We start from the raw sequence: 10,456 nt of genomic DNA on the forward strand, positions 1-10,456 counted from the left end.
CGTTTTTAGTCGGCCATCCTTCGTCATTCGATTCGATGTTACCTTATCGTAAGGAGGAGTAGGAAGTCCACTAGTCACTGGTCACTGAAGCTGAACATGGCTTATTTATTAAGTTCAGTTATACACAACGCTTCCATTTTATAATATCCTAATAAAAAATGTGGTATTACTGCTAATACTATGACTTGGTACTAATAGTAATATATAATACCAAGTCTAAATATGCAAGTTAACAATTAATCGAGTTTATCATGAAGAAATGTATCGTTTTCCAAGTTAACTCTTAGTTGATAAAATTCACTATTTTCCTCCAGTAAATTCTTCTCAATTATTTCCTGCGCGTCCTGCCTGGCAGTTTCTAAAGCGCGATAATCATGAATCATATCTGCTACCTTGAAGTCTGGCAGACCACTTTGTTTTTTGCCAAAGAAATCACCCGGACCACGGAGCTTTAAATCCTGCTCGGATAACTCAAAGCCGTTATTAGTTTCAGTCATAATACGCATCCGTTCTTTTCCGACTTCTCCTTTTGGATCAGCAATTAGAATACAATAGCTTTGTTTATTTCCACGACCTACGCGCCCTCTAAGCTGATGTAACTGGGATAAGCCAAAACGCTCTGCATCATAAATAACCATAATTGTTGCGTTTTGGACATTCACTCCCACTTCAACAACAGTTGTCGAGACCAATACTTGAATTTCATTTGCTGCATATTGTTTCATGACCTCATCTTTTTCATCGGCTGTAAGTCGTCCATGCATAAGCCCAACTTTTAAAGAATTTGAATAAAATTCCTGTAATTGGTGAAAAAGGTCAACGGCATTTTGAATATCCATCTTGTCTGACTCTTCAATTAACGGACATATAACATAGGCTTGTTCACCTTGATTAACACGTTTTTCAATGAATCCGAGTACCCGATCAAGCGTATTTTCTTTTGTCCAGTATGTTTCAATTTCTTTTCTTCCTGATGGCATTTCATCAATTACTGAAACATCCATATCACCAAAGGCAGTAATTGCTAATGTGCGTGGGATAGGGGTAGCTGTCATAAATAAAACATCAGGATTTAACCCCTTATCACGTAGTGTACGGCGTTGCTTAACCCCAAACCGATGCTGCTCGTCAACAATAGCAAAACCAAGATTATCAAAGAAAACATCATCCTGAATTAGAGCATGCGTCCCTATAACAATATCTACCTCATGATTATCAATTGCGGCAGTCATTTCTTTTCTTTTTTTCCCCTTTACAGAACCGGTCAATAATACGATTGTCGCTTTATCACCGAACAATTCTGTAAGTGATTGATAGTGCTGCTCAGCCAATATTTCTGTTGGTACCATTAAGGCTCCTTGCTTACCAGCAGTTATTGCAGCGTATAGGCAAATTGCTGCCACTGCTGTTTTGCCAGAACCAACATCACCTTGTAAAAGACGATTCATTCGGTAGGGTGATTTCATGTCCGCCAGAATTTGATTTAATGATTTTTGTTGCGCATTGGTTAAAGAGAACGGGAAAGTATCAATAAATTCCTGGACTTGCATCACGTTATAGTGCTGAGCATTACCTTCTGTCGCCTCACGTTTAATTTTTCTTAATAACTGCATTCTTAGCTGAAATAATAAAAATTCTTCATATGTAAATCTTCGTCTTGCATGTTTTAGATCAATTCTATTCTTAGGAAAATGCATAGTAGTTACCGCACTTCGTCGTTCTGGAAGTTTATAAGTTTCCAAATAATAACTTGGTAAAATTTCAGTGATCTCAGCTCCATATTCGCTAATAGCGGACTGTATCGTTTTCTTTAATTTATAGTTTGTTACGTCACCCTTGAGCGGGTACATTGGCTGGATCGCAGTTTGTTCAGATGCCGGGCCTTTTTTATAATTATTGACAGTTATTTGCAGACGGTGTGCATCCCATTTACCAGTTAATGTAATTGTGTCACCTGCATTAATTTGTTTTTTGGCAAATGCACGGTTAAACATAACAGCCTTAATCGCTACATTCTCGACTTCTACATTAAAAGTTAACCGGGACTTTTTCTTTCCATAAAAAGTAAGGGAAGGCTCATTCACTACCCTTCCCTCGATTGTAACTTTATCTTCATGAATTAATTCGCTAAGAGGTTTAATTTCAAATACATCGTAGCGGTTGGGGAAATAATACAGCAAATCTTCCACAGTATGAAGATTCATCTCTGCCAGATTTCCTGCAAATTTATCACCTACCCCTTTTAATTGTATTACTGGATCGCTTAGCACGTTAATCACTCTTTCTAAACGGACATACCGAATATTTTCTCTTTTAATAGACGTCCTGTCGGGGTATCTGCTAGTCCGCCTTCACCTGTCTCACGCAAGCTTGATGGCATTTGCTTCCCAATACGGTACATGGCACCAATTACTTCATCACACGGAATTCTGCTTGTAACACCAGCTAAAGCCATATCTGCTGATACAATAGCAAGTGAAGATCCCCCAGCATTTCGTTTTACACAAGGCACTTCAACAAGACCCGCAACTGGGTCACAAACAAGACCAAGCATATTCTTCAGTGTCATAGCAAATGCCTCAGCTGATTGCTGCGGCGTTCCACCGGCCATTTCAACTATTGCAGCAGATGCCATTGCTCCTGCTGAGCCTACTTCTGCCTGACATCCGCCAGCAGCCCCAGAAATAAACGAATTGTTCGCAACAACAAATCCAAATGCACCAGAAGTAAAGAGATAACGTATCATTTGTTCACGCGTCGGATTCAACTGGTTCTTAACAGCAAATAATGTCCCAGGTACACAGCCTGCACTCCCGGCAGTTGGTGTTGCACAAATTGTACCCATTGCTGCATTCACTTCATTGGTACCCATTGCCTTACTAACAGCATCCATTAATAGATTACCTGATAGTGGAGTCTTTTCCTTCATATAATTTTGAATTAAAACTGCATCCCCGCCAGTTAATCCAGTAACAGATTCTACACCTTTAAGGCTATCTTCTACTGCTTTTTCCATCACTTCCAGATTCTTTTCCATTTCGGAATAAACTTCTTCACGTGATTTATCTTTTACTTCCATCTCTTGACGAATCATAATTTCAGATATTAAAACATCTTCCTTTTCTGCCATTTCTACTAATTCTGCAGCATTACGAAACATATGATGAAAACTCCTCTCTATTGCCGATTAGCTCACTATTTTTGAGATCTGGATAATATGATCAGCACTCTCTAACTCTTTTAAAATAGTATCTTCCACATTTTGGTCGACCTCAATAACCATTAATGCTTCTTTTCCAACATCTTTGCGGTTCACTTCCATATGTCCAATGTTAATCTCATTTTTAGCCAAAATTTTAGTTACAGAAGCAATAGCTCCATAGCGATCATTATGCATGATAAGAATTGCTGGGTGATTGCCTGATAACCGTAATTCGAAACCATTTAATTCAGTGATTTCTACTTTTCCGCCCCCGATAGATATACCTACAAGCTCAATTTGATCTGTATCATTTCCAATAACTAGCCGCGCAGTATTGGGATGGTCAACAGCCGCACTATCCTCAATAAATTGAACATCGATATTTTTCTCTTTTGCAGTTACCAATGCTTGATTCATTCGTGTATCATCTGTTTCGTACCCTAACAATCCACCAACTAAAGCAAAGTCTGTTCCGTGTCCTTTATAAGTTTTAGCAAATGATTCATATAAATGAATTCTTGCCCATTTTGGCTCTTCACCGAATAAGTTACGTGCAGCTTTTCCTATTCTTGCTGCACCTGCTGTATGTGAACTAGAAGGACCAATCATAACTGGTCCAATAATATCAAAGACTGAATTATACTTCACGAATCAACACCGTCCCCAAAATAAATTTATCTCCATTGCTAATTATAACAAAAACCCATCTAATAATCACCCGAGGGTTGAATTGAGCTTTATTTTCCTCAAGTCTAACTTACTGCTTGACTTCATTGACTTTTTTTGAAGGGGAACATATAATAACTATTTGTGGATTATACATTAAGAGTGTATTCATTTAACTATTGAGCACACTATATATAGTCGGGTGGGAGAGGGACAGTTAGAAATTTGAGGAGATTAGATGCCTTATAATAACAACACTGAGTTAGAAGCTACTAATGGTAAATGGCGAACAGAAATTGTTGCCGGTTTGGTTGGCTACCTTACTACAGTCTATATTGTTGCTGTAAATGGGTCTATCCTAAGTGAAGCAGGGATTTCACTTGAAGCTGGAATGCTTGCAACGATAATGGCAAGTTTTGTCGGAACAATTCTGATGGGATTATTTGCTAAGCTCCCATTGATTCTGATTCCTGGGATGGGGATTAATGCATTATTTGCCTATTCCATTGTCGAAGGTGCAGGATTAACGTTTCAAGAAGGCTTAGCAGTTGTAATGATTGCTTCTGTATTATTTATAATTACTGCGTTTAGTCGCTTAGGTGTCCTACTAAAAGAAGCAATTCCTGAATCATTAAAACATGCAATTACAGTAGGACTAGGCTTTTTCCTAATCTTAATAGGCTTAGAAAAAAGCGAACTTGTTATCAGTGGTGAGAACACCATTGTTGCTATTGGTGATTTCACTTCACCTACTGTCATCGTAAGTTTATTAACATTATTCATTGCTATATTTTTATTTATTAAGAATATCCCAGCTAACTTCCTAATTACGATGATAAGCGGGACTATATTTGCGCATTTCTTCGGTATTCTGGACACTGGAAAAAGTACTGTGAGTATTAATATGGGTGAAATGTTATTTATTCCATCATTTACAGCAGTTGATGAGCTTGCATTCTGGCTGGCAATCTTTCCTTTAGCGATGATTCTTATCTTCGAAAACATGGGATTATTGCATGGACAGCTTCATATGTTGGAACGTAACGACAGCTATAAAAAAGCATATCAAGTAACTGCATTCTCATCGCTTACTTGCGCATTTTTTGGTACATCACCAACTGTATCAGCGGCAGAAAATGCGGCTGTAATAGCATCAAATGGTAGGTCAAGAAAAGCTTCTGTAACAGCTGGATTACTTTTCTTAGCAACTATTTTTATTATTCCATGGATATCCATGATACCAAATGCTGCTATTAGCCCAATATTAATCATTGTTGGGGTTTTAATGGCACAGAATATCAGACACGTTCCATTGGATGATTTATCTGAAGCACTGCCAGCCTTCTTAATCGTCGCATTAATACCGTTTACGTACAGTATAGCGGATGGGATGGCATTTGGTTTTATTGCATACCCAATTGTTAAGCTTGCTGTAGGTAAACAGAAGGAACTATCTATCACATTAATTATTATCTCAGCATTGTTTCTGTTTGACTTTATCATAAAAATAACCGGAATTTAAAAGTAAGCAGTTCAATTTCACGTACAAAACGCAACTTGTACCATTAATTGAACTGCTATTTTTTTAATATAGTTGATTTCAGCTTTTGCAAACAATAAATCTTAACAAGTGTTTGATATAAACTGCAAATTAATGCGAGGAAATACTTGAGTGCTATGCCACCGCTCCAGAGATACATCCCGCTTTCCGCGGGCAACGCTTCAGTTTCCTAAGGGATCTTCAGCTGTCTCTTCGATGAGATGGGGCGAGTAATCGCATTCCCAGGAAGTGCCTTACTTAATCGATCATCCTTATATATTTTGCAAGCCTCTTCACTCAGGACGAACGATGGGGATTTCCAAGCTCGTCCACAGAAAATGGGTATATTTCAGTTGTACATTAAAGATCCACCATATCACCTAACATTTTAAAGCAAAATTTAGATGAGAGCTATATACCAAAATATAAAAAAGAGCATCAAATTGCTATCCAATTCAATGCCCAATTTACTCTACGTTTTTACTATTTGTGTACCACAAAAAGACGAGGCTTGTTTATTCTACTGAAAAAATAAACGAATAAATCGGCTGGTTTCCATTGTGTATTTCAATTTCCATATCTTCATACGTCTCTTCAATATACTTCTCAATTAATTCCACTTCTTCAGCACTTGCATCCTCACCTTGAAGAATAGTTAGAATTTCATCATCCTCTGTAATCATTTCATTCAGTAATAATTTAACAGTTTCTATTTTATCTTGATTGGATCCTTTAATCTTTCCATCTGCAATACCCATAAAATGATTCTTTTCAATTGTAATACCATCAATTTGCGTATCGCGTACAGCATATGTAACTTGACCCGTTTTAACCTGTGTACTTGCTTCTTCCATTGCTTCTTTGTTGTTCTTGATATCACTATCTGGATGAAAGGCAAGCAATGCACTTATCCCTTGTGGAATTGTCTTTGTTGGAACAACTTCAGCACTTACTTCAGCTAGTTCTGCAGCTTGCTCAGCAGCCATTACAATATTTTTATTATTTGGAAGTATAAGTACATTTTTAGCATTAGCTTTTTCAATTGCATTTGTAATGTCCTGTGTACTTGGATTCATCGTCTGCCCGCCTTCGATTACAACAGACGCACCAAGGCTTTCAAATAAAGAAGTCAGTCCAGATCCCATAGCAACAGTTACAATTCCATATTCAGCTTGCGCTTTTGGGGTAGCCTCTGTATCTTGGCTTCCAACAAGTGCTGTATGCTGTTCACGCATGTTTTCAATTTTCATATTAATTAAACTGCCAAAACGTTGCCCAAGAGTCATTACTGATCCAGGATATTCTGCATGAACATGAACTTTTGCAATTTCATCATCTGCCACAACAAGAAGTGAATCACCATGCTCACTAAGTTCATTACGAAATGTTTCTTCATCAAATGGATTTTCATTTAATTTATCTTCTTCAAACTTGACCATGAACTCAGTACAGTAACCAAATTCAATTTCGGATGTATCCATGAAATCTTGTGCAATTTTATGATGTTCAGCATTTACCATTTCTTCCATTTCTGCTGCATCAGCATCCTGTTCTGGTAATTCTTCACCTTTTAGAGCAGCAAGAAATCCTTCATAAATTGTTAAAAGACCTTGTCCACCAGAATCTACAACTCCCACTTCTTTAAGCACAGGTAAAAGATCTGGTGTACGTTTCAATGATGCCTTTGCTTCTTTAACGACTTCTTCCATTAAAGCGATTACATCTTTTTCTGTTTTCGCTTTGCTAATCGCTACTTTAGCAGCATCCTTAGCAACTGTTAAAATGGTACCTTCAACAGGTTTCATTACAGCTTTATAAGCAGTGTCTACTCCGCTATCAAATGCATTTGCCATGTCTTTGGATGATACGGTTTCTTTATTTTCTAATCCTTTAGCAAATCCGCGAAATAATTGAGATAGAATCACACCCGAGTTACCTCTGGCTCCCATGAGCAATCCCTTTGCAAATGCAGTAGCGATTTCCGACACATTTTCACTATTAATTTTCTTTACTTCACTTGCACCTGACGTCATCGATAAATTCATATTTGTTCCAGTGTCTCCATCAGGAACTGGAAAAACATTTAATGCATCTATTTTCTGAGCATTATTCGACAAATGGTTTGCTCCAGAGAGAACCATTTGCGTAAACGTTATGCCATTCAACGTTTGTACCTTCAAAATACTTCCTCCTCATTCGAAAAACTTGGCTTGTCGCCAAGAATTAATGGCGAAAGCCTTTATTTCACTTATACTTTATACCACTAGAATTAAAGTGAAAGAAAAGCGTAAGCGCCTCAAGATAATCTGGTGACTAATTTTTTCAAGTTAGTTTAACAATACAAAAAAGTAATTTGTGCGCTCTATCAAATGTTCAATAAAAAGCAGCTGTTTAGTTTTCCAAAGTTATCACATGTTAAAAAACTTGGCTTTTCGCCACGCTTTAATGGCGAAAGCCTTAGTTGTGCTTATGCAGTAAGAAAGTATTAATATTTCCTAACTGCTAATGAAAAGACTAATCCCTTGCGACCCGGACACCTTGAATGTAAATATTAACCGAGTCAATTGCCAATCCTAAGGACTTGTTTAACGTATATTTGACTTGTGATTGTACATTATGTGCAACTTCAGAGATTTTTGTACCATAACTAACAATGATATACATATCGATATGGAGATGATTTTCTTCCTGGCGCACAATTACACCCTTTGAAAAATTCTCTTTACGAAGAATTTCAGCAATTCCATCTCTAATCTGGCTTTTTGATGCCATGCCAACAATTCCATAACACTCTACTGCTGCGCCACCTGCAATTGTAGATATAACCTCGTTCGTAATAGTTACTTGACCATCATTTGTATTAAGTTCAATGGACATTAATTATCCTCCTTTAATACCCAATCATTATAAGAATATTTTACTACAAGCATATTCATTTTAAAAGCTTCAGACACACTTATGTAAAATTTTATCCTCTATAACAATGGATGATTTATATTGTTCTGTCAAGATATTTTTCTTTATATAATTCCCAATAACAATTGCATTCTAGCGATACATGTGATAAATTAATTAAGTAATTATATGACACATGTCAGAGTAGGAGGGATTACCATGGCTAGAAAATGTGTTGTTACTGGACGTAAAACTCGCAGTGGAAACCAACGCTCTCACGCTATGAATTCCAACAAACGTAATTGGAAGGCTAATGTGCAAAAAGTTCGTATTATGGTAGATGGCAAACCTAAACGTGTTTACGTATCTACTCGTGCCTTGAAATCTGGTAAAGTAGAGCGCGTATAAATATACCTGAGATCAGAACAATCGAACATTAGTTAATAGCTTAAAAGCATCCATTAAATTGGATGCTTTTTTAGTTAGTAAAAATACTTTTTTATTGCTAATTACAACTAAGAACTCCGCCATTAAAACAAATCCTTCTAACTTTCAACCTTGTCCAAAAAAAATGAGCTTTTGCCAAATGAATTGACAAAAGCTGATTTTACCCTATCTATCCTTTTTAAAAGTACCAATGACAACTCGAACAAATCCGCCGATAAACCTTGGGAGTTTAATAGTATAAAATTTCATGAGTTCTCCGCCTCCTCTGTATATTAGAAAACTTGGCTTTCGCCAAGCTTTATGGAGAAAGCCTTAGTTACACTTATGCAGGAAGGAAAATTCTAAACTTTTCTTCCTGTTAAACAAAGCTTACATTGGAATCGTATCTGACATAGCATCACGACTCTTTATTATTAATAGTATGCCTTCCTTATACGAAAAAGTACCATAATTTGAAAGAAGCTTGTTTGATATACAGAGAGTCGACCCCCACGTTATCGACTGATTTTGCAATGGATAATAAAAACCATTTAGCGTCAATCCTTTTACATACTGGGTATATGGAATAAAAGAAATATTCGGATATCGTTTATTCTGCTTTATTTCATAACTGCCGGGGAACGTTAATTCAAGCTGATTTTGAATATCAACAATAACTCCTTGAATACCCCGATTCATTATGGAGTAAAGTAATTGAATATTAATTAATGCATGATCGAGACGTCCTCCGGTTACACCGAATAAATAAATTTTTTCTGGCTGTAATTCATATGCCTTTGTTAGTGCAATTTCTAAATCGGTTTGATCCTTTTCAACAGGATAAACTTCATATGAATTTGCATATGCTTGTACAGTGTTTTTTTCTATATCATTTATAGAATCAAAATCTCCTACAGCATAGTCAAGCGGCATTTTACCTTCTGCTAGGGTTAGAGCACCTCGATCCGCTCCAATCCATACATCCACCGTGTGCATATATAAAGAAAGATCAGGAAGTAACTCCGTAGGTCCGTTCCCCATTATTGCAACATATGACATAACATCAATTCGCCTTCTCAATTGACTGTGTAATCTGATCTATTGCCTGACGTCGATTAGATTGCTTAAATATTGCACTGCCTGCAACTAATACATCCGCACCCGCATCAGTACATAGCTTTGCTGTGTCCCTGTTAACACCACCATCTACCTCGATTTCAAAGGACAAATTAAATTCATTTCTCCAATCAGCAACTTGCTCAATTTTTTGTACACCATGATGAATAAATGATTGACCACCGAATCCAGGATTGACCGTCATGATTAAAACCATATCAATTTCATGTAAAATATCTTTAATTGTGTCTACTGGAGTAGCAGGATTCAACACTACTCCTGCTTTTACACCATTATCTTTAATTAACTGTATTGTCCTGTGCAGATGTCTGCTTGCTTCCTGATGAACCGTAATTATTGAAGCACCGGCTTCAGCGAACATCGGAATGTACGCATCAGGATTTTCGATCATTAAGTGAACATCTAACGGTAATTTTGTTTTTGGCTTTATTGCTTCAACTATTAATGGACCAATTGTAATGTTTGGAACAAAATGACCGTCCATTACATCGACATGGATATAATCCGCCCCACCTTGTTCAACATTTTTTATTTCGTCTCCTAGTTTTGAAAAATCAGCTGACAATATGGAAGGTGCTATTTTTACCATA

At 36.9% G+C, this 10,456-nt stretch carries 10 protein-coding genes; 2 read left to right on the top strand and 8 right to left on the bottom strand.

Going from position 1 to position 10,456, the window contains the following annotated elements; translation table 11 throughout:
- Positions 1-236: 236 nt before the first annotated feature.
- The 3 genes from recG to sdaAB are packed head-to-tail and all read right to left on the bottom strand — an operon-like array spanning position 237 to position 3,850.
- Entirely contained in the window at positions 237-2,270 is a 2,034-nt protein-coding gene (gene recG / locus BLS02_RS10650) for an ATP-dependent DNA helicase RecG (protein WP_092492986.1), read from the bottom strand.
- Between the two features lie 14 nt (positions 2,271-2,284).
- Positions 2,285-3,160 (bottom strand): L-serine ammonia-lyase, iron-sulfur-dependent, subunit alpha, encoded by an 876-nt coding sequence (gene sdaAA / locus BLS02_RS10655; RefSeq protein ID WP_092492987.1) that lies wholly within the window; start codon positions 3,158-3,160, stop codon positions 2,285-2,287.
- A gap of 27 nt (positions 3,161-3,187) precedes the next feature.
- Positions 3,188-3,850 carry an L-serine ammonia-lyase, iron-sulfur-dependent subunit beta gene (sdaAB, locus tag BLS02_RS10660; protein WP_092492988.1) on the bottom strand — a complete coding sequence of 221 codons (663 nt, stop codon included), beginning with the start codon at positions 3,848-3,850 and terminating at the stop codon, positions 3,188-3,190.
- Between the two features lie 256 nt (positions 3,851-4,106).
- Here sdaAB and BLS02_RS10665 point away from each other — a divergent pair, with 256 nt between their 5' ends.
- A complete protein-coding gene (locus BLS02_RS10665) occupies positions 4,107-5,390 on the top strand; it encodes an NCS2 family permease (protein ID WP_092492989.1) in 1,284 nt (427 codons plus the stop codon).
- 533 nt (positions 5,391-5,923) lie between these two features.
- On the opposite strand, the gene BLS02_RS10670 is transcribed toward BLS02_RS10665, so the two are convergent.
- Complete coding sequence (locus BLS02_RS10670) at positions 5,924-7,588, bottom strand: DAK2 domain-containing protein (protein ID WP_092492990.1); 1,665 nt, start codon at positions 7,586-7,588, stop codon at positions 5,924-5,926.
- A 334-nt stretch (positions 7,589-7,922) separates the two neighbouring features.
- Complete coding sequence (locus BLS02_RS10675; RefSeq protein ID WP_092492991.1) at positions 7,923-8,285, bottom strand: Asp23/Gls24 family envelope stress response protein; 363 nt, start codon at positions 8,283-8,285, stop codon at positions 7,923-7,925.
- Between the two features lie 237 nt (positions 8,286-8,522).
- Between BLS02_RS10675 and rpmB the strand changes: the two genes are divergently transcribed.
- Positions 8,523-8,711, top strand: a complete 189-nt coding sequence (rpmB, locus tag BLS02_RS10680; protein WP_092492992.1) for a 50S ribosomal protein L28 — start codon at positions 8,523-8,525, stop codon at positions 8,709-8,711.
- Positions 8,712-8,915: 204 nt separating this feature from the next.
- On the opposite strand, the gene spoVM is transcribed toward rpmB, so the two are convergent.
- The 3 genes from spoVM to rpe form a co-directional block, all read right to left on the bottom strand.
- Positions 8,916-8,999 carry a stage V sporulation protein SpoVM gene (spoVM, locus tag BLS02_RS10685; RefSeq protein WP_092492993.1) on the bottom strand — a complete coding sequence of 28 codons (84 nt, stop codon included), beginning with the start codon at positions 8,997-8,999 and terminating at the stop codon, positions 8,916-8,918.
- Positions 9,000-9,119: 120 nt separating this feature from the next.
- Positions 9,120-9,788 (bottom strand): thiamine diphosphokinase, encoded by a 669-nt coding sequence (locus BLS02_RS10690; protein ID WP_092492994.1) that lies wholly within the window; start codon positions 9,786-9,788, stop codon positions 9,120-9,122.
- Positions 9,789-9,792: 4 nt separating this feature from the next.
- On the bottom strand, positions 9,793-10,455 hold the full coding sequence (rpe, locus tag BLS02_RS10695) for a ribulose-phosphate 3-epimerase (protein ID WP_092492995.1): 663 nt from the start codon (positions 10,453-10,455) through the stop codon (positions 9,793-9,795).
- Between the last annotated feature and the right edge of the window lies 1 nt (position 10,456).

This window comes from Virgibacillus salinus (assembly GCF_900102415.1).
Classification (GTDB): Bacteria; Bacillota; Bacilli; order Bacillales; family Amphibacillaceae; genus Lentibacillus; species Lentibacillus subterraneus.